This is a genomic window from Gammaproteobacteria bacterium CG11_big_fil_rev_8_21_14_0_20_46_22 (assembly GCA_002796245.1).
Lineage (GTDB): Bacteria > Pseudomonadota > Gammaproteobacteria > UBA12402 > UBA12402 > 1-14-0-20-46-22.
Genome location: PCWT01000048.1, coordinates 135,162 through 155,080 on the forward strand (window position 1 = coordinate 135,162; position 19,919 = coordinate 155,080).

22 protein-coding genes are annotated in these 19,919 nt (G+C 46.8%); 14 read left to right on the plus strand and 8 right to left on the minus strand.

The features are described from left to right. Positions 1-29 precede the first annotated feature (29 nt). Positions 30-314: a PqqD family protein gene (locus COV52_06035; protein PIR11061.1), complete on the plus strand. Its 285-nt coding sequence runs from the start codon at positions 30-32 to the stop codon at positions 312-314. A gap of 63 nt (positions 315-377) precedes the next feature. Here COV52_06035 and COV52_06040 read toward each other — a convergent pair whose 3' ends face one another. The 3 genes from COV52_06040 to smpB all read right to left on the minus strand — a co-directional run bounded on the left by COV52_06040 (position 378) and on the right by smpB (position 2,614). Next, positions 378-1,235: a hypothetical protein gene (locus COV52_06040; protein PIR11062.1), complete on the minus strand. Its 858-nt coding sequence runs from the start codon at positions 1,233-1,235 to the stop codon at positions 378-380. Positions 1,236-1,345: 110 nt separating this feature from the next. Next, on the minus strand, positions 1,346-2,143 hold the full coding sequence (locus COV52_06045; protein PIR11063.1) for an alpha/beta hydrolase: 798 nt from the start codon (positions 2,141-2,143) through the stop codon (positions 1,346-1,348). 15 nt (positions 2,144-2,158) lie between these two features. Beyond that, positions 2,159-2,614, minus strand: coding sequence for an SsrA-binding protein (gene smpB, locus COV52_06050; GenBank protein PIR11064.1), 456 nt, complete (start codon positions 2,612-2,614; stop codon positions 2,159-2,161). Positions 2,615-2,802: 188 nt separating this feature from the next. On the opposite strand from smpB, the gene COV52_06055 reads away from it, so the two are divergent. The 3 genes from COV52_06055 to COV52_06065 are packed head-to-tail and all read left to right on the plus strand — an operon-like array spanning position 2,803 to position 4,891. Beyond that, on the plus strand, positions 2,803-4,176 hold the full coding sequence (locus COV52_06055) for a hypothetical protein (GenBank protein PIR11065.1): 1,374 nt from the start codon (positions 2,803-2,805) through the stop codon (positions 4,174-4,176). 9 nt (positions 4,177-4,185) lie between these two features. Next, complete coding sequence (locus COV52_06060) at positions 4,186-4,623, plus strand: ubiquinone-binding protein (protein ID PIR11066.1); 438 nt, start codon at positions 4,186-4,188, stop codon at positions 4,621-4,623. Beyond that, entirely contained in the window at positions 4,610-4,891 is a 282-nt protein-coding gene (locus COV52_06065; protein PIR11067.1) for an RnfH family protein, read from the plus strand. Before COV52_06060 ends, COV52_06065 begins: the two co-directional genes overlap by 14 nt. Here the strand turns inward: COV52_06065 and COV52_06070 are convergent. Beyond that, positions 4,888-6,135, minus strand: coding sequence for a hypothetical protein (locus COV52_06070; protein PIR11068.1), 1,248 nt, complete (start codon positions 6,133-6,135; stop codon positions 4,888-4,890). The two genes, COV52_06065 and COV52_06070, sit on opposite strands and share 4 nt — an antisense overlap. A gap of 50 nt (positions 6,136-6,185) precedes the next feature. After that, positions 6,186-6,512, minus strand: a complete 327-nt coding sequence (locus COV52_06075) for an outer membrane assembly protein BamE (GenBank protein ID PIR11069.1) — start codon at positions 6,510-6,512, stop codon at positions 6,186-6,188. Positions 6,513-6,623: 111 nt separating this feature from the next. On the opposite strand from COV52_06075, the gene COV52_06080 reads away from it, so the two are divergent. Together COV52_06080 and COV52_06085 are read left to right on the plus strand one after the other, a co-directional pair. Next, positions 6,624-7,073, plus strand: coding sequence for a ferric iron uptake transcriptional regulator (locus COV52_06080; GenBank protein PIR11070.1), 450 nt, complete (start codon positions 6,624-6,626; stop codon positions 7,071-7,073). After that, on the plus strand, positions 7,006-7,665 hold the full coding sequence (locus tag COV52_06085; protein PIR11071.1) for a YggS family pyridoxal phosphate-dependent enzyme: 660 nt from the start codon (positions 7,006-7,008) through the stop codon (positions 7,663-7,665). The genes COV52_06080 and COV52_06085 overlap by 68 nt, the downstream gene beginning before the upstream one ends. Here the strand turns inward: COV52_06085 and COV52_06090 are convergent. The 3 genes from COV52_06090 to COV52_06100 are packed head-to-tail and all read right to left on the minus strand — an operon-like array spanning position 7,662 to position 10,216. Continuing rightward, positions 7,662-8,351 (minus strand): hypothetical protein, encoded by a 690-nt coding sequence (locus COV52_06090; GenBank protein ID PIR11072.1) that lies wholly within the window; start codon positions 8,349-8,351, stop codon positions 7,662-7,664. The genes COV52_06085 and COV52_06090 overlap by 4 nt on opposite strands. Positions 8,352-8,379: 28 nt before the next feature. Further along, positions 8,380-10,023, minus strand: coding sequence for a DNA repair protein RecN (locus COV52_06095; protein PIR11073.1), 1,644 nt, complete (start codon positions 10,021-10,023; stop codon positions 8,380-8,382). 4 nt (positions 10,024-10,027) lie between these two features. Further along, entirely contained in the window at positions 10,028-10,216 is a 189-nt protein-coding gene (locus tag COV52_06100) for a hypothetical protein (protein ID PIR11074.1), read from the minus strand. A 53-nt stretch (positions 10,217-10,269) separates the two neighbouring features. Between COV52_06100 and COV52_06105 the strand changes: the two genes are divergently transcribed. The 8 genes from COV52_06105 (at position 10,270) to COV52_06140 (ending at position 19,868) form a co-directional block, all read left to right on the plus strand. After that, the gene (locus COV52_06105; protein ID PIR11075.1) at positions 10,270-11,166 is read left to right on the plus strand and encodes an NAD(+) kinase; all 897 of its coding nucleotides are present in this window, start codon (positions 10,270-10,272) and stop codon (positions 11,164-11,166) included. A 65-nt stretch (positions 11,167-11,231) separates the two neighbouring features. Beyond that, positions 11,232-11,786 (plus strand): nucleotide exchange factor GrpE, encoded by a 555-nt coding sequence (locus COV52_06110; protein ID PIR11076.1) that lies wholly within the window; start codon positions 11,232-11,234, stop codon positions 11,784-11,786. Between the two features lie 221 nt (positions 11,787-12,007). Then, positions 12,008-13,942: a molecular chaperone DnaK gene (locus COV52_06115; GenBank protein ID PIR11077.1), complete on the plus strand. Its 1,935-nt coding sequence runs from the start codon at positions 12,008-12,010 to the stop codon at positions 13,940-13,942. Between the two features lie 195 nt (positions 13,943-14,137). Continuing rightward, positions 14,138-15,274: a molecular chaperone DnaJ gene (gene dnaJ / locus COV52_06120; GenBank protein PIR11078.1), complete on the plus strand. Its 1,137-nt coding sequence runs from the start codon at positions 14,138-14,140 to the stop codon at positions 15,272-15,274. Continuing rightward, positions 15,274-15,753 carry a transcription elongation factor GreA gene (locus COV52_06125; GenBank protein PIR11079.1) on the plus strand — a complete coding sequence of 160 codons (480 nt, stop codon included), beginning with the start codon at positions 15,274-15,276 and terminating at the stop codon, positions 15,751-15,753. The genes dnaJ and COV52_06125 overlap by 1 nt, the downstream gene beginning before the upstream one ends. Before the next feature lie 148 nt (positions 15,754-15,901). Further along, positions 15,902-16,708 (plus strand): glycosyltransferase, encoded by an 807-nt coding sequence (locus COV52_06130; protein ID PIR11080.1) that lies wholly within the window; start codon positions 15,902-15,904, stop codon positions 16,706-16,708. 89 nt (positions 16,709-16,797) lie between these two features. Then, positions 16,798-18,231, plus strand: a complete 1,434-nt coding sequence (locus COV52_06135; protein ID PIR11081.1) for a hypothetical protein — start codon at positions 16,798-16,800, stop codon at positions 18,229-18,231. Between the two features lie 164 nt (positions 18,232-18,395). Next, positions 18,396-19,868, plus strand: coding sequence for a hypothetical protein (locus COV52_06140; GenBank protein PIR11082.1), 1,473 nt, complete (start codon positions 18,396-18,398; stop codon positions 19,866-19,868). Positions 19,869-19,919 lie beyond the last annotated feature (51 nt).

Consider the following 19,919-nt stretch of genomic DNA (forward strand, 5'->3'; position numbering starts at 1 on the left):
AGCTAACACAATCGTTTGGTCAATCAAATATGAAAAGCTTCTCAAACAATACAGTACTGAGCCGAAACACGACATTAATGGCCGCAAACGTTGACGACGATCTTGTAATGATGGATGCAGACCAAGGCGTTTATTTTAGTTTAAACCCCGTGGGCGCAGCCATTTGGGCTCTACTTGAAACCCCAAAAACCTATGATGATTTGATCTCAGGTCTGTTGTCTCAATACGAAGTCACTCGCGAAACGTGCGAGCAGGATGTTCAGCCCTTTTTGAGCGAGCTTGTTGATAATGGGCTTGTGATGCTTGGCGGTTGATTGGATTCGTTTTAAGTTTTTTAGTCAAAGCGAGCAAAATTTTTTGGCTTTTTATTTGGTTAATCATTCAAAAAATTTTTCTGGGTTTTTGTAAGGTAAGGTGGAATGGTTGATGCGGATTTTGTATTCTTCCACGTTTGTTATTTGCGTAAATAATTTTTTAATTTCTTGATCAGCGTGATTGTTGCTTGTTCTTGGTCCTGCCCAAATTTCTTTAATCCAGCTATGCTTAATCGGCCGGGAAATATAGGGAATGCTTTTAATGAATGGTTGTTTGGGGTTTTGGTGCCGATAAAAAACCTCGTGAGGGCTGTCTGTGAGTGATCCGTTTAAGCATAAGTTTGAGTTTGCAACCCTAATTTCTTTTTCTTCTTGAAAGCAGGGGTGTTTGAGCAATGGAATTAATGAGTTAATGGCGAGATGAAATAGTTGGTACTGAGCTTTATCTTTTTTGATCGTCTCCAAGTAAGCTCGAGCTTCTGCGAACCAATCTTTTAGTGAGTCAGAAAAGGTTTTTGGGCAAGCGTAGCTAACGGCACCAGAGATACTTTGAACATAGGGTTTATCCTGTTCGAAGGAAAACCACTCTTTTTCCAACGCTTGTCGCGAAAACCCAATTGAGAAGCCCAGGCCGTCATCGCCATATTCACGCCAGGCAGGCAAGTAGTTTTGTTGTTCGGAAAAGGAGGCTGTGTAAAAAGGTTTTTCTTTTAGGGCCTCATCCTGCGTAGCGATAAAGTTGATTCTGTCTTCATGGCTGTTTGGAAATAAATGGTTTGCAAAAGCTGATATGCCATACCTTATTTCCGTTGGATCATTGAGGTGGTGAAAATCAGTTAACCATAGCGTACTACTCTCAACGATGCCCTTCAGTCCGGCTAGCGAGGTGTAATGGTAAATTATTTCATTCTCATCAGGCATTTCTTGTGTTCCAGGAAATTTTCTAATAAGTTCTTTTATTGTGGTAAGTGCACATATAGATATTTATATGTGCATCTAGGGGACCTGGATGGTTTTTAAGCAGAGTGGCTCTAGGATTGCTGTAAGAAGAGCAACACTCGCGAAACAAACGCTTCAGGATACTCGATATACGGCAAATGCCCGCAGCGCTCGAAACGGTAGTACTCAGCATCTTTCACCGTATCGGCGATGTGTTTCATCGAGGGTTCAAGAAAGACGATATCTTCATCCGAGCCTGTGACTAATACCGGTAGCTTTAGGCTTGATAGCCAGGGCGTGGAATCAAAGCCTTGAAGTGCGGCAAATTGTGCTTCAAACCCTTCGATAGAAAATGGGTAGGGATTGTTGAGATTAAGCTCAATCAGGGTATCAAGCATATTGTTGTGTGATAAAAATTGTTGTGAAAATGCCCAAGATAAGCCGATTTGAATAATGGCCTTGGCGGGTGCGCCAGCTTTCATGAGCTGAAGTTGTGCTTCGGCAAATATATTGTAGCAAGATTCAGGTTTAGCCACGGAGTTGCAGATCACAACAGATTTAACCCGTTCTGCATAGCGGTGTGCCAGCGTTTGCACAATAAATCCACCCATGGAACTGCCGATGAAGTGCGCTTGCTGAATGTCTAGGGCATCACACAAACTAATCACATCGTCAGCCATTTGGTCGATTGAGTAAGGTCCCTTGGGGATATCGCTCTGCCCTGCGCCGCGATTATCGAAAATAATCACTTGATAATGTTTAGATAAGGCTTCTGTGACGGTGTACCAAGCGGTGTGGTCTGCGGTAAAACCTGCTACAAGGACCAAGGGTTCACCCTGGCCATAGGTTTCATAATAAAGATTAATTCCGTTGGATTGAAGGCTTGGCATCGGCTGTCTCCCTGCTTAGCGTTTTAACATCCGGGCTTTATCGCGCGCCCAATCGCGGTCTTTTAGGGTTTGACGTTTGTCGTGGAGTTTTTTACCGCGAGCGAGTGCAATTTCACATTTCACGCGGCCACGTTTCCAGTAAAGTGATACGGGCACAAGTGTGAGCCCTTTTTCTTTCACCTTGCCGATCAGTTTATCCAGCTCTTTTTTATGCAGCAACAGTTTACGGTTGCGCACCGGGTCTGGGTTGACGTGTGTTGAGGCAGAAGCTAGAGGTGTGATGTGTGCACCAAATAAAAACGCTTCGCCCTTGCGAATCAAAACATAACCTTCTTTGATATGCACCTTGCCGGCGCGAATGCTTTTAAGCTCCCAACCTTCCAGGCACAAACCTGCCTCGAGCTGTTCTTCAAAGAAGTAATCGTGCGAGGCTTTTTTGTTTTTAGCGATCGTGCTGCTCATGGCGGTCATATCAATGATTGTTCAAAAAACTTGCGAAGTGTAGCAGCCTATGGCATAGTGCGCGACTATTTTATTGTTTGGTTCAATGTTTTGGGAAGATCGCCAATGAAGATTTCACCCACAGCTTCGTTATCGTCTCGCTTGCCGCGCTAAGCCCAAGCATCGTATAGTTATTAACATTGAACACAGGCCCCCTCATGACATCCGTAAAGCCTTTTCAGGCCGAATTGAAACAAACATTTAGCATGGCGATGCCCCTTGTCGCATCCTCCTTAGTCCAGTCCGCCAGCGGTTTTGTTGGTACGGTGATTGTTGCGCACCTGGGCAAAATCGCGCTGGCCGCAAGTGCTTTGGTGGGCATGAGCTGGGTGACTTTGTTGGTGTTGGTTTTTGGTATGCTTAACTCCATCAGCGTCTTGGTGGCACAGCGTGTCGGTGCCAAACAATACGGGGAAGCTTCTCGATTGGGCGCGCAAGGCATGATTGTCGCCGTGTTACTTGCCATACCGGTCATGGTTGTGATGTATTTTGAAAACTACCTGTTTATCTGGACCAAGCAACCCGCGAGTATTTTGGCCTATGCGACGCCGTATTTGCATGCCTTGTCGTGGTGCATGCTACCTTTGGCGATTTTGATTGTGATGGAACAGTTTTTAATTGGTATTGGTAAAACACAATTGGTGATGTGGATCAGCCTTTTGCAAGTGCCGTTTGAAATGCTATTTAACTACGCGTTTACTTTCGGCAAATTTGGCTTGCCGGCTTTTGGGATTGCCGGTGTAGGCTATGGGTTTACAACCGTATTTATCATTGCCATGGTCTTGATTGCGCTATACATCACTTACTCAGATGTGGGGCGACAGTACCCCTTGTTCAAATCTTTGCGCGGCTTGCATTTAAAGGTTGTGAAAAAGATTTTTCAGATCGGTTGGCCGATTGGTTTAATGTATGGTTCAGAAGTTGGTTATTTTGCGATTATTACTTTTTTTATGGGGCACTTCGGTTTGGATACCTTGGCGGCTCACCAAATCACATTTCAATATTTAGCCTTATTAATGGCCGTGGTGTTTGGTATTTCTCAGGCGGTTTCTGCGCGCGTGGGTCATGCGGTGGGGCGTAATGATCGCTCAAGTATTCGCTTAGCAATGCATGCGGGTTTTGTTTTAGCCGTGGGCGGTATGTTCATTGTGGCTTTGGCATATTGGTTTGCGCCACGGCTTTTGATTTCAGTGGATCAAACGCGGAGTCTCAGCTTGAATGCGATACAGATTGCGGTGCTTTTTTTGGCGATTGCGGCGGTGTTTCAGTTGTTTGATGCCCTGCGTTTGGTGGCTGTGGGCGCCTTGCGCGGATTAAATGATACACGGGCGCCGCTGTGGATTAGCTTGGTGGCGTTTTCAGGCTTAGGCTTGCTGTCTGGCTATGTTTTTGCGTATCACTGGCATTTAGGTGGCGCGGGTTTTTGGCTTGGCATGATCGTGGGTGATGTTGCGTGCGCCCTTATTTTAATATATCGTTTCGGCAGACAGTGGAGCAGTGTTGATCTGGCTTCCTTGATGAATACCGACTAAAGAGCATTTATGACACACATTAAGCGATCAGCCTTAGTTCCTTTCTCTGCTGACAAGCTCTACGACTTGGTGAATGCGATCGAAACGTATCCTGAGTTTTTGCCGTGGTGCAGTGATACAAAAATTTTAGAGTCATCGCCTGAGGTGATGTTGGCTAGTATGACGATTGCAGGTGGCGGCTTTAGCAAAACCTTCACGACGCGCAATGAATTATTCCCACCTGAAAAAATTATCATGCGTCACGTTGATGGCCCCTTCAAATCACTCACGGGCGAATGGCGTTTTGTACCGTTGTCTAATGACGGTTGTCGTGTTGAGTTGGATATGCATTTTGAAGTCGAAAGCGGCATAAAAGGTATGTTATTTGGTGTGGTCTTTAATAAAATTGCCGACAAACTTGTTGATGCATTTTGTGCGCGAGCCAAAGAGCTATATGCAAACGATTAATGTTACTGTTACCTATGCTTTGCCTGATCAGCAGCCTGTTTTTTCTGTGAGCCTTAAAAGTACCGCGGTGGTGTTAGATGCATTGCTCGCCTCCGGTATTTTAAAACAGTTTCCAGAGATTGATTTGAAAACCCAACGCGTGGGTATTTTTTCTGAATGTGTGATGCTCAGTGAAAAATTAAAAGACGGCGATCGGGTTGAGATTTATCGTCCCTTGACCATCGACCCCAAAGACGCGCGTCGCCTGCGCGCTCAAAAAAGAGCCTAAGCCTCTTTGTATTTGCAAAATAAGATTAACACTGCGCAAGCCACACACAAGATGGGCAGTAAGCTTAAGGCCCATTGGTAATCACGCACCGCATAATGAATGCTGCCGATATGGTGCGTGTGAGCAACATTGTGTAATACGAAACCCAGGATGAGTTGCAAGACCGGCGCAACGCCGATGCCTAGTGTATTCGTAAATCCGATGCGCGTGCTGGCGGCGACGCGCGGCTCGAGCTCATGAATTAATGTGTAATTCCACAAATACACATTGCTGGTAATGCCGATCAAAAAGAAAACCAAGCATAACCATAAGTAATCAAGCTTCACAACAAAGATCACGACGCAATAAAGCGCGGCAGTGAGCAATGCCATGAGTGCGAGAATAAATCGTGGTTTTTTGCAGTAATTATAAAACCAACCAAAAAAGGGTGCTGCAATTGCGGTGCCCAAGAAAATAAAGCTTGAGCTGATGGCGGCTTGAGTGAGATTAAGTTTGTGAGAGCTGACTAAAAACGGGATGCCCCAAGACGCGATAAAGACCGTTTGTGGCGTCATCAATGCGCCCGCATAAAGTCCGTTGCAGACAGCACGAAAATTCGTGAATAGTTTGATGACGTCTTTGTGAAAATGTGCGCTGGGTTTAATACGATCAAGCGGCAGTTGGCCAAGCCCTCGCTTAGGCGTGTTGCGAATAAAGCACGGTACGAGAATGGTGAAGATTAAGGAGATTGCAACACAGGCATAAGCAAAACTGTGCCAGCCCACGTGGGTGATCAAGCTGGCTGTGTAAGCATTGGCAAAAACCATGCCTAATAAGCCAATGGCCTCAACCAGCGCAACCAAAAAAGGGTACATATGGCTTGGGAACCAGTTGCGGCATAAAAATAATGTACAGACAAACACGAATGACACGCCAAAACCCATGATGAGTCGCGCGATAATGGCAAGCGCGGCATTGGGCGATAAGGCAAAAAGCAGGCAGGCCAGCGTGGTCAGTGATGCACTAAAGATTAAAAGTTTTCTTGCGCCGTATCGGTCCGTTAAATAGCCGGCGGGCGTTTGCATGATCATGTAAGTGTAGTAGTAAGCGCTTGTGAGTACGCTCGCGCCGATAGCGCCCATCGTAAAATCGCGCATTAAGTTTTCGGTGAGAATACCTGCAGTAAATTGCAGCAAAAATTGAAACAGGACAAAGCCTGTGGCAAGTGAAAAGATCAATAAAGCGCGCGAGCGCTCTTTTTGCATTTTATGCGAGAGTTGTCCATGCACAAGCTTATCCTACAATCCTTGCGGGCTTACGATGTGGTTTGTTCTGGCTGTTTGTCGATTTTAATCAACCGGTTGTTTTTAAAGGTTAAGATGACCGCGCTGCGCTGGCTAGGCCCGCGATTTGGCCAAAGTGTATAAACGTAAATAAGTTCGTTGTCATTAAACGTGTTAACGAGCACCGGTTTTCCGCCCATGATATCCGTGGCTTGCGCTTTGCTCATGCCAAGTTTTAGTTTGGCCACGTGTTGCCAGTTAATGACATTACCTTGCTGTACGTCGGGGCGGTATTCATGAATGATCCCACAGCCTGCAAGCGAGAGCGTCATTAGCATAAGACCGGCGAGCTTTTTCATTGTATTTTCTCCAAATAGGCGGCCATGATACCGCAATTGTTCCGCGTAGGGAACATTCGATCTATTGACGGGGCTGCCCGATTTTCTGCACAATGCCCACAAGGAGGCATTATGCCAGAGTCAGATTTACGCGAGCGCGGGTTAAAAAGCACGCTGCCGCGCATGAAAATTTTAGCCATTCTTGAGTCTGCGGGTGCTAAGCATCTAAGTGCTGATGATATTCATGCCCGTCTTTTGGAGGGCGGTGAAGATATCGCCCTGGCCACGATATACCGTGTGCTCACGCAGTTTGAAACGGCAGGTTTGGTGGTTAAGCATAACTTTGAAGAAGGCTATGCGGTTTATGAGTTGGATGATGGCCAGCACCATGATCATTTGATCTGCACAGATTGCCAGCATGTCCAAGAGTTCGTAGATGACGTTATTGAGTCACGGCAAGAAGCCTTGGCTGATCGTTATGGGTTTAAAATCACACATCATCAGTTGTATTTGTATGGACAATGTCAGCGAAAAAACTGCCCTTATCGCCAGTCGCTTAAGCCACATACGCGAAGAGATTAAAGCGCTTTCGCCCTCGGCGCGTTTGATAGCGGTTTCCAAATATCAGCCACTTGACAGGCTTTTGGCCGCAATTGATGCGGGCCAATATGTATTTGGCGAAAATCATGTGCAAGAGGCCGTCGAAAAGATCAAGGCACTTTCTAGTGTTGATTGTCTCGAATGGCACTTTATCGGCACTGTTCAATCGAATAAAACACGGGTAATCGCCGAGCATTTTGATTGGGTGCAAAGCCTGTGTGATCTCAAGCATGCCCAGCGTTTAAATGAAGCCCGCCAGGGTAAGCTGCTCAATGTGTTGATCCAAGTGAATATCGATCGTGAGCCGACGAAATCCGGCGTGCTTGAAGAAAAGCTAGAAGGCTTTGCTAAAGCACTGTTGGCTTACCCCAATCTTCGTTTTCGCGGTTTGATGTGTATTCCAAGGCCGGGTAGTGATGCTTTTTCGCGCATGAAAACTCTGTTTGAGCACATGAATGCTTCAGGTTTTTCGCTTGACACGCTGAGCATGGGGATGTCGCAAGACTATGCTGATGCGCTTAGAGCCGGTAGTACAATGGTGCGCGTGGGCACAGCGATTTTCGGCAATCGTTAGGCCAGTAACTGTTGAATGAGTTCCGATTTTGTTTTGTAGCCGAGTTTTTGCTTGGCGTTGTCAAAGTAGGTTTCCACCGTGCGAGGCGAAAGGCGTAAATCTTTGGCGACAGCTTTGAGCGTTTTCCCTTTGAGCACTAAATATACGACTTGTTGCTCCCGCTGTGTGAGGTTGTTGAGCGGGTTTTTGCGAGGCTTGGCTTTCTCTGGATTGAGGGTGTTGCTGGGCAATGCGTTTAACAAGGCTTTTACCTGTGTTAAAGACTGGTCAATCTTTGAATATGGCACTTCAAAAGCGATGCCCAGTGTGGCTTCGATATGACCATTTTGATCGTAGAGCGGAAAACGGTTGGTAATAAAATAATAGTCTTTTTTCATGGCTTCAGAGTAAAGCGTAGGCTCACTCTTGTTCAATAGAGGCTTATTATTTTTCATCACCAGAAGGTCGTCTTGCCGGAAAGAGCGGTATTGTTGGTACTGTCCGCCCATTATTTTAGCCATGGCACGGTAAGATAGGCCTTCGAAATCATGACGATTTTTGAGGCCAATCATTTCAGCCACTTGGTCATTACAGGCGAGGCCTTCGTTGTCTTTGGACTGCACAAAAACGTTCATCGGTAGAAAGAGTAAACTTTCGATGTCGATGTGAAAACGGGGTGTTAGAGAGCAAGTTTTGCTTTTATTCATTTGTTCAATTATAGACCACTTTTGAGGTTTAGGCTAGCAATTTTTCAGCCAGTGCGCGAGCGGTTTGGTCATCACTTTTACCGCTTGTCATAAAGGCCAGCTCAGCGACACGCTCTTCACGCGACAAGGCGCGAATGTGCGAGTGGGTCGTATTGTCGGTCGAGTTTTTTTCCACGTAGAGATGATGTTGGCCTTTGGCGGCAACCGCGGCTAAGTGTGTGATACATAAAATTTGCGCGTTCTGCGAAAGGGTCGCGAGCAGTTGGCCTACCACATTCGCCACGTGTCCGCTGATGCCGGTATCCACTTCGTCAAAAATGAGCGTCGGCGTTTTTTCACATTCAGCGGTGGCAACATGAATGGCAAGGCTAATACGCGATAGCTCACCGCCAGAGGCGATTTTGCTGAGTGCATCGGGTTTTTGGCCAGGGTTTAAATGGGCATCAAAACGCACTCTTTCAAGTCCTTGAGCAGAAGGTGTGTCTTGCTCGATCAATTGCACAATAAACTCGGCTTTAGGCATACCAAGTTGCTTGATGAAATCAGAAATTTTTTGACTCAGAGTTTTTGCTGATTTTTCTCGTGCCTGGCTGAGTTTTTTCGCGTGGTCTAAATAGGTTTTTTCGGCTTTTTGGATGTCAGCTTCGAGCGCATTTAGATGTTCGTCGCTGTGGTCAATTTCACTGATCGAAGTCTCGATGGATTCACGCAAAGCCAGCAGTTGATCGGGTGTGGTACGGTGCTTGCGTGAAAGTTCGTGAAGCTTGCTTAAGGTTTCTTCGATGTCGGCTAATCGTGCGGGGTCGTTGTCAAAGCGCTCGATCGCGTGTTCGATATCACGTGCCACTTCTTCAGCTTGGATCAACGCTTGATTAAGGCTGTCAGCCCATTCATTTTTTTGGGGCAAAGCGAGTTTGTTGATGTGTTGTAAAGCGGCGCTAAGTTGGTCGCAGGCACCATCATCGTCTCGCAAAATGGAAAAAGCGGCTTGCCCTTCGCTTAACAGCTCATCGGCATTTGATAAGCCTTTTTGTTCTTCGTCGATTGACTGAATGTATTCGGGTTCTAAATTCAGGTCTTTAAGCTCGTCAAATTGAAAACGTAAAAATTCTAGCTGCTGTGCGCCGGCTTTGGATTTTGCCAATAATTCATCACGCTGTTTTTTTAAGGCCTGCCAATGCGAGAACGTTTGCTGTGTTTGTTTGAGTAATTCGAGTGATTGCCCGTAGGCATCGAGCAAATGCTGCTGGTGCTTTTCGTTTAAAAGTTGTTGACCTTCATGTTGGCCGTGCACGCTGATTAAAAATTTACTCAGGGCTTTTAAATCATTCAAGGTGCAGGCATGACCGTTAATATACGCTTTGGATCGCCCGTCTTCTGAGAGCACGCGTCGTAGTTGGCATTGTTCATCTTCGTAAAAGTCGTGTGCTTGCAGCCAGGTTTTCGCTTGATCAAGATCACGCAAATCAAATTCAGCGCACACACTGCCCTTGTCGTGCCCGTGTTTTACGAGTCCTGATGGTGCTCGCTCACCGGCGAGTAATTTCAAGGCGTTAATGATGATGGATTTACCCGCACCGGTTTCGCCGGTGATGACGGTTAGGCCCTGAGAGACATCAAGATCTAGGTGGTCGGTAATGGCAATGTGTTTGAGTTGTAAGTGCGTGAGCATGGGTTCACTCTTTTAAAACGGTGGTTAACAGTTTGGCTGCAACATCCACCAGCGATATGCCAGGATCATACGCCATTCGTTGTGGCCCGACAATGTCACCGCCAAGGTAATAAGGTGAAGCTACGGCGCGCCAATCTATCAAGCACGTCATGCCCGGATTCGCGACTTGCTGAATCGACGAAATCGTGTTCATTAAACTTGCAATTTATGAGTGATTTGACATGATTGTACTCATCCTAACGTTAAATGCTAAGAAAAATCGTGCCAAAAACATTCAACAACGTCGGTCTTTTTGGCCGAGTTCGTCGCTCTGAGACAAAGGAGACCTTTAAGCAAGTTGCAGGCTTATTGAGCAATATGGGCTTGTCGTATTGTCTAGACAAGGCTTTGCTCGAGCAAGTGGATTTCACGCCTATGGCGGCCGCTAGCCAAGCTGATATGGCCAAGTCTGTCGATTTGGCTATTGTCGTGGGCGGTGACGGTAGCCTGCTTCGTGCAACTAAAGCGGTGGTTGATCACGATGTGCCCCTCATTGGTATTAACCGCGGGCGCTTTGGTTTTTTGGCGGATATTGCGCCGGATAAAGTGGCCGAAATTCTGCCGGCCATGCTCGAGGGGCATTACCAAGAAGAATCGCGTTTTTTGTTGGAGCTTGAATTGCCCGGCGATCAATCAAAACAGCATGCGCTCAATGATATCGTCTTGATGTCGGGCGATACCGCCCACATGACGGAGTTTGAAGTTTACGTCGACGGTGTTTTCATGTGTTCAGAGCATTCTGATGGCATGATCGTCGCAACCCCCACGGGCTCAACGGCCTACGCCTTATCCGGCGGTGGGCCCATCATTCACCCTGCCTCGAATGCCGTGGTGCTTGTGCCGATGTTTTCACATACCTTGAATAGTCGCCCTGTTGTCTTGAGTGCCGACAGTGAGGTGAGGTTCAAGGTGGGCAGCGGTATCGATGCCAAGCCTTGCGTGAGCTGTGACGGTGAGCGTGTGGCAAGCTTGAGCGCGGGTGAGACGATCATCATCCGCCGAAAAAGCCAAAAAGTTAGGTTGTTGCACCCGCAAGGCTATGAATATTTCAACAATCTCGGTAAAAAATTAAACTGGGGTCGGCGATTAATTGACACGCCCTAGGCTTGAAATCTCGTCAAATGCCCCCACCTATGAAAAATAGAGTCATTATTTGAGGAAAGCATACGATGAAAAACGATAAACACACTCATGATCATGAAGACCTCACGGAAGAAGAGATAAATGCGCAAGACGACCAAATTGGTGAAGCGCTAGATGAGGCAGAAGATACGCTCGAAGAAACCCAGGGTGAAGAAGCCAAGCTTCGCGATCAGTTGATTCGCCTGCACGCCCAGATGGAAAACATTAAAATGCGCGCCAAACGCGATGTGGAGTCTGCGCATAAGTTTGCCAGTGAAAAACTACTCAAAGAACTGTTACCTATTTTGGATAGCTTGGAGCATGCTTTGGCCGTCAGCCAAGACGCACATGAAAGTGTTTCGGCCATGATCGAGGGTTTGGAGCTAACACACAAAATGCTACTCGGCACGCTGGAAAAATTCGGTGTAAAAGTATTAAACCCTGTGGGTGAAATGTTTGACCCCAATCAGCATGAAGCCATGACCATGGTGCCCAGCCCAGAGCACCAGCCCAACACCGTGATTGATGTGGTCCAAAAAGGCTACAGCTTGCATGATCGTGTGGTGCGTCCAGCCCGCGTGGTGGTGTCAAAGTCTGCTTGATCAGCGAGCACCGGTTTTTTTAGCCTTGGCGGCTTTCCTCTTTTTCATGCCCGCAGAGCCCCCTCGCCCAATCACGGCGAGCGGGTGTGGGCCGCTAAGATTTTTTAATTGTTCGGCCGTGTTATTTTTTTGAACAAAACTCATTTCGGCCTTGAAATCAAAAAACCTGCCCCCATATCTGTAAACAAGACAACAATTAACCTTTTCTTAGGAGAAATAGCATGGCTGTTATTGGTATTGACTTAGGCACCACGAATTCCTGTGTGGCGATTATGGAAGGCAAAGACCTTAAAGTGATTGAAAACGCGGAAGGTCGTCGTACGACCCCGTCGATCATTGCCTACACAGATGATGGTGAAACATTGGTCGGCGAACCGGCGAAACGCCAGGCGGTGACCAACCCCACAAACACATTATACGCGATCAAGCGTTTGATCGGCCGTCGTTTTGAAGATTCCGTCGTTCAAAAAGACATCGACATGGTGCCGTATAAGATTGCAAAAGCAGACAATGGCGATGCTTGGGTGGAAGTGAAGGGCAAAAAGCAAGCGCCTCCTCAAATTTCAGCCGAAGTCTTAAAGAAAATGAAAAAGACAGCGGAAGATTATTTGGGCCATGAAGTGACAGAGGCGGTGATTACCGTGCCGGCCTACTTCAATGACTCTCAGCGCCAAGCCACGAAAGACGCGGGTAAAATCGCAGGCTTAGATGTAAAACGTATTATCAACGAACCCACCGCTGCAGCGCTAGCTTATGGCATGGATAAAAAGAAAGGCGATCAAACCATCGCGGTCTATGACTTGGGTGGCGGTACGTTTGACGTGTCGATCATTGAAATCGCTGAAGTGGATGGCGAGCACCAGTTTGAAGTGTTGGCCACTAACGGTGATACTTTCCTAGGCGGTGAAGATTTTGACGCGCGCTTGATCGACTACTTGATCGAAGAGTTCAAGAAAGACAGTGGTTTTGATTTGCGTAAAGATCCTTTGGCGCTTCAACGTTTGAAAGAAGCGGCCGAAAAAGCAAAAATTGAGCTTTCTTCTGCGCAGCAAACGGACGTGAACTTGCCGTACATCACAGCGGATGCCTCAGGCCCTAAACATTTAAATATCAAAGTCACTCGCGCTAAGCTTGAGTCTTTGGTTGAAGATTTAATCACGCGCACGATTGAACCATGCAAAGTGGCGTTGAAAGATGCCGGTTTAAGCATGTCTGACATTTCTGATGTGATTTTGGTCGGTGGCCAAACCCGTATGCCGAAAGTACAAGAAGCGGTGAAAGATTTTTTTGGTAAAGAAGCGCGCCGTGATGTGAACCCGGACGAAGCCGTGGCTATGGGTGCTGCGATTCAAGGGGGTGTCTTGTCAGGTGCGGTGAAAGACGTTTTATTGTTAGACGTCACACCGTTGTCATTGGGTATTGAAACCTTGGGCGGCGTGATGACACCACTCATCGAAAAAAACACAACGATTCCAACCAAAGCGCAACAAGTGTTTTCAACAGCAGAAGATAACCAAACCGCCGTGACCATTCATGTCTTGCAAGGTGAGCGCAAAATGGCAACGCAGAATAAATCACTGGGTCGTTTTGATTTAAGTGATATCCCACCAACTTCACGCGGCATGCCGCAAATCGAAGTGACCTTCGATATCGATGCGAATGGTATTTTGCACGTGTCGGCGAAAGACAAAGCCACAGGCAAAGAACAGAAGATCAAAATCCAAGCGTCTAGCGGTTTATCGGATGCTGAAATCGAAAAAATGGTGAAAGATGCCGAAGCGCATGCTGATGAAGATAAAAAGTTTGAAGACTTAATCAAGGCGCGCAACCAAGCGGACAACATGATCCATGCGGTTGAAAAATCGACGAAGGAGATGGGCGACAAGCTTGAAGCGTCTGAAAAAGAAAGCATTGATGCGGCGATTGCAGATTTGAAAGAAGCCTTAAAAGGCAACGACAAGGATGCGATCGAACAAAAAACGCATGCCTTAACGGAAGCTTCATCGAAAATGGCAGAAAAAATGTACGCACAACAAGGCGGCGCTGAAGGTCAAGCGCAGGGTGGCGAACAAGCCTCTGGTGATGAGACCAAAGACGACGCGGTGGATGCGGAGTTTGAAGAAGTCAAAGACGACGAGAAAAAAGACGAGAAGTAAACATCGTCACCATTGAATGTAGCAACCGTCTTTGCGAGGAGCGTAGCGACGCGGCAATCTCCAGGTTAATTTAAAAGATTGCCGCGCTTACTATCGTTCGCTCGCAATGACATTAAAATGTAGTCTGGGTTAACGAGTGCCGCGAAAGCGAAGGCGAACGATAACCCGGGTTTTAGGTTTCACACAGGAAAAACCATGTCTCAACGCGACTACTACGAAATTTTAGGCGTCAACAAAAACGCCAGCGAACAAGACATTAAAAAAGCGTATCGTCGCATGGCGATGAAATACCATCCCGATCGCAATGCACAAAACCCAGAAGCTGAAGCCAAGTTTAAAGAAGTCAAAGAAGCGTATGAGATTTTATCTGATGCGCAAAAGCGATCGGCCTACGATCAATTTGGTCATGCGGGTGTTAATGGTCAAAGTGCTGGTGGCGGTTACGGCGGTGGCGCGGGCGGCTTTAATTTTGGCGATATTTTTGAAGATATCTTCGGTGGTTTTGGCGGTGGCGGTGCTCGTGGTGGCAGAAGCCGCGCCCAACCGGGCGCTGATTTGCGCTACTCCTTAGAGATCACCTTAGATCAAGCGGTGCATGGTGATACCGTGCAAATCAAAGTACCCACCTATGTGGGCTGTGGCGATTGCGGCGGCAGCGGCGCGAAAAAAGGTTCCAAACCTGAAACGTGCCAAGACTGTCATGGCACAGGCCATATTCAAATGCAGCAAGGTTTTTTAGCGGTTCAACAAATCTGCCCGACCTGTCGTGGCGCAGGTCAAACGATAAAAGACCCGTGCACCAGTTGCCATGGTCAAGGCCGTGTGCGCAAAGAAAAAACCTTATCGGTCAAAATCCCAGCCGGTATGGACAATGGCGATCGCATTCGTTTATCCGGTGAAGGTGAAGCGGGTTTAAACGGCGGACCGACGGGCGATCTTTACGTTGAAACCTATGTAAAAAAACATGATGTGTTTGAGCGTGACGGTAATCACTTGTATTGCGATGTGCCGATCAGTTTCAAAATGGCCGTGCTCGGTGGTGAGATTGAAGTGCCAACCTTAGAAGGCCGTGTTAAACTTAAAGTGCCTGCCGGCACACAGTCTGGCAAGCTTTTTCGCTTGCGTGGTAAAGGGGTAAAATCGGTGCGTTCCTATTCGGTGGGTGACTTGATGTGCCGAGTGATGGTCGAAACGCCGGTGAACTTAACGGCAGAACAAAAAGCCTTGCTAGAACAACTCGACGAAAGCTTCGCCAAAGGTGGTGATAAACACAATCCGTATGCGCAAGGCTGGTTTAAAAAAGTGAAACGATTTTTTGAAGGAAAACAATGATGGAAAAATTTCCTATGACCGTTGACGGTCACAAGGCGCTAGAAATTGAATTGAAACAATTAAAGTCGGTGGAGCGCCCTAAAGTGGTCGCAGCCATTGCCGAAGCCCGCGCACACGGCGATTTAAAAGAAAACGCGGAATACCACGCGGCACGTGAGCGTCAAGGTTTTTTGGAAGGCCGTATTGCAGACATCGAAGCCAAGCTTTCTCGCGCCCAAGTCATTGATATCAGTACGTTGCCGAAAGTCGGTAAAGTCGTGTTTGGCGTGACCGTGGAAATCATGGACTGCAACACCGAAGTGACCAAGGTGTATCAAATTGTCGGCGAAGACGAAGCCGATATTGAAAAAGCTAAAGTTTCTTACAAAGCCCCGATTGCTCGCGCTTTGATTGGTAAAGAAAAAGGCGATGTGGTGGAGTTTAAAGCGCCTGGCGGCGTGATCGAATACGAAATCGTTTCGGTAAGTTATTTGTTGTAATTGGCTGACGAAATCGTCGTCATTGCGAGCGAACCTTGGTGAGCGCGGCAATCTTAGCATTTAATGCCACAAGATTGCCGCGTCGCTTTGCTCCTCGCAATGACGGCTGTTGCGTGCAATGCTTACACTGCAAAAAACAAGGATCCGCATGACACAGAAAAAGCTCACCATCCTTCTGCCGAATTACAAAACCCCAAAGCTTGTCAAACTTTGCCTGCACCTGTTAAAAAAATACACGGACATGAGCCAAGTGCATGTCATCGTGATCGACAACGATTCTCAAGATGAATCCTTAGACTATTTGCGTGGGCTGGATTGGATCGAGCTCATCGAGCGAAAATCTCAGCCTAATGAGGCAGGCGAGCTTTCGCATCGACGCGCATTGGACTTGGGTCTTGAACGCGTGCGCACGCCCTATTTTATTTCCATCCATACCGATACTTTAATAACGCATCCCGATTGGTTGTCGGTTTTACTTAATGAAGTTGAAGGCAAGCCCGGTGTTGGGGGCGTGGGTTCTTGGAAGCTTGAGGCCAAGCCTGCTTGGAAAAATGCCTTGAAAACACTCGAAGGGGCGGTGCAGCAACTGTTTTCGCGCATCAGCGGCAAGCAGCATCGCATTGTGGGCAAAGATGGCAATTATTATTTCTTGCGCAGCCACTGTGCATTGTATCGTAAAGACTTGTTTGACCAACTCAATTTGCGCTTTAGCGATGGCGATGAATGTGCGGGCAAATTGGTGCATAAAGCCTTGGTGGATGCCGGCTTTAAGATGGTGTTTTTGCCCTCAGACTACTTGGGCCGTTACATGGATCACTTAAATCATGCGACCTTGATTTTAAACCCCGAACGCGAGGGCTTAAAAACCGCCAGCGCCAAGGATTACCGAAAAATGCAGCGAAAACTCAAAGCACTCCAGGCCGATGCCATTTTGGCGGATAACAGCCTCGACTAATCATTTTTTGCCCGCTTGGCTTGTACCCGGCTGCTCAATTTGGTAAAATTTCGGCCAACATAATAAGAAGAAAATTCTTGAGCGAGATGATGAATTCAGAACTTATCAAAATCCTTTATAAAAGTTTTAATGGTGTTTTTCATTGGTCTGTCTCAGATAATGAATCATCAGCTGAGACAGGGTCGGGTGGTCAGCGTAGAGACTTTCCCGCGAGTATAAAGTTTGAGTCTATAGAAACATTAAAACCGTGGTTACTCGAGCAGGCCGATCCGAAATTGACGGCCCAAGAAGCCCTAGCACAAGCATTTATCGCATACGCTAAACTTTACTTGGAACATGTTACAAGTGTCGATGGTGATATCGTCCTCGAGGTGGAAGCTTACTACAACGCTCTTGCAGAGTTGCTGAAAACCCCTGGCTTTGTAGCGTGTTTATTTAAAGCAAAGCTGGCAGTGCAGGAGCATGGTTTCAAGTTACATTGTTCTGACCCTTCTCCTAAGGTAAGTGGCGCAGGTGAAGACTCTCGCCGTGTTGCTGTGCAGCCGAAAGCATTTTTCGATGTCGTTGACACGTTTTGCAACAATAGTTTGCTTACTGGCGGTACAAAAAAGAAAGCAAAAGCTGCATATGATCGTGAAAAGGAAGCGCTGCTTCGGCGTATAAATGCTCCTCTTACGCTTCCAAAAAGCTTAGCTAATTTTGAAAAGAAAATGCAGTCTGCGTCTGGGCGTAAGGTCTATGATCAAGTTTTTGTGATCTATTGTTTATATTCAAGGCTGTCTGATCAGCACGCGGCTTTCAAGCGTTTATGTGCAGACTCAGACTTTCATGAGCATTTAAGCGGCATGACCCAGGCTGAATTATCGGCGTTTTATGATTTTATTCGCTCTAAAGATTCTCGTGTTTGCGAACACCGCAATTGTGCCTCGCGATTTTTTTCTGAACTTGAAGATTATCAAGGCCGCACAGCCACTTGGTTGGCGTTATCGCAAGCTGTGGGTGTGGCTTCAGCGCTTTGTGAGCTAGGCAAACAAACTGAGCTTTGTAACCTTGAGAAAAATGGTTGGCCGGGCGCCGATAATCCAAGGCTTTGTGCGCAGATACTCGGACGATTAAAGACAGTGCTTGAGAATCATCGCGCTAACCCAAAGCAGCTTTACCATGAGGTCAGTCGTTTTTTAAGTGGACGCGATGTGAAGGCAGCGCAATATCGGGCTGGTTTCAGCGGTCCCCCAAGACGACTGACTCACGTTGATAAAGCCATGATTCAAACTGCTTGCCGAGCGATTTTACTCGCCCCTTTGCGGGGAGGACAAGCTTCAGTTTTTCCGGACAAACGCCAACAGGCGCACATTGCCAGGTTGATCGACAAGGGCACCTTTAAAACGCCGAACCCTGGCGCATCACCTTCATCACACCATGTGAAAGCTGCGCAACAGTCCCAATCTCAATCTCGGGCAGTAGCTCGCGAATCACACGACGACGGCAGCTTTGGGTACAATGATTCGTTTAAGCTGTGGTGATCTAGGTTTTTTGCAGGATACTGACTGCGAGACAAGGCATGATAATGAGGGTATGGTATAACCTCTTGTTTCTATGGCCCTAAATAAACCATAAATTTGTTTACTTTTTGACCCAGTTTGGGGTAAAATACCCCCAATAAAAACAATAATAGGAGAGTTCTCTTATGCCACGCAGTAAAACATCAGCACAAGCACAACCCTTAGGTCAATTGGGGGCAACATTTCTTAACCAAGCTCCCCAAGTGTTAAAAAAGGCGCTTTTTAACTATGTTATTGATAATCAATCTCGGGGTTTGAGCCGTCAAGAGGTCGAAGATAGTCTTGTTCTGTTTGAAGACAGAAATAGAATTATTGTAAAGTTCACTTCAATAGAGATCTTAAAAAAGCTAGAAGAAAACGGGATAAGAGTAGAAACTTCTAATAAGGATACCTCAGTCCATAGAATTGTGTTAACGAGCCATGAAGAGGTAAGCTGTTTGGTCGCTGCTTTTGGCTTTAAAATGACTGTCAAAGAGAATGAGCTTAAAACAACAGATGGTGAAAGTTGTGCTTATGTCACGCCCAATAGGAAAATGCTAGCTCAAACGGTGGCTTCAATAGCTGCTCGTCGCGCTTCTTCTGTGTCGCCGACTTCTACGGGTTCGGCTAATTCAGCACCAAGCTCACCTCCTGCCACATCTGCCGCACCCCCTTCGCTAGCTTCTGAAACAAGCTTAGCTGAATATATTAGCAGACAACTTACCAGCCAACTTTCTCGCTTTTCACCAGCAATCCCCAAGGTAACTGTTCAAAAAGCAGGAGAAAAAGGCTTTGTCGCTAAAATAGCAGGATACCGTTTTGTGGGTGGGGATCAAAAGAAATCTAAAGAATCCCTCGAATTTAATGGAGAAAGACACTTTAATGGTATCGTTGCATATGGTCTTCAAGTGCTAACTGAAAATGAGGGGTGTATATTTGATGCAGTCAAAGCTGAGGCTGGCCCTCTAAATATTAAGTTTGAGTTAAAGGATCGGGTTCTGGAGTTTAGAGGAGAGGGTGGTTCTACGCTTGGGTCAGTTAAGCTTGAGGGATCTCAAAGCGATGTGTTAAAGGCGGCGCGCGCTATTTTGAAGCAAAATTCACCGAGGGTAGCGCAAACCCATGCAGCTAGAGAGGGTGCGGATCCTGCTCCTGCTTCAGCAGCTGGAAAGCCTGGCTCTCCTCAAAATGCAGGTTCAACACAAGCAGGGCAACGTGCTGTCAATGCACGCCCTCGTTATGATAGAGACACTCAGCTAAAAGACACTTCGGATCTCCTTGTTATAATGCGAGACGATATTTTTAATGGTCGGTTTGATCGAGCAGGAAGAAAACCATGTCGTCGTATTGTGCCAAAGCATGTACAAGAAATGCGTGATCAATTTACAAAGGCTGGTCTTGCCGCTGGTACTACGGTGCTTGGATCTTTGGGAGAAGACCAGCAAAGCAACATCGTTGCTTTTATTTTGGCAAGCGTCAAGCATGCGATAGGGGAAGATGGACTGAAGAAAAAGCCGCGTTTCCGTGATGAGAAAGTTCACAAATTCTATAATGAACTTAGGGAAGCTGGAAATTTTGTTCAAGATGTGTTGTCACAACCGCAGACACCTACTCGATAAACACCAGGGCCTTCGGGCCCTTTTTTATGTCAGGTCATTCCTATTCAGTCT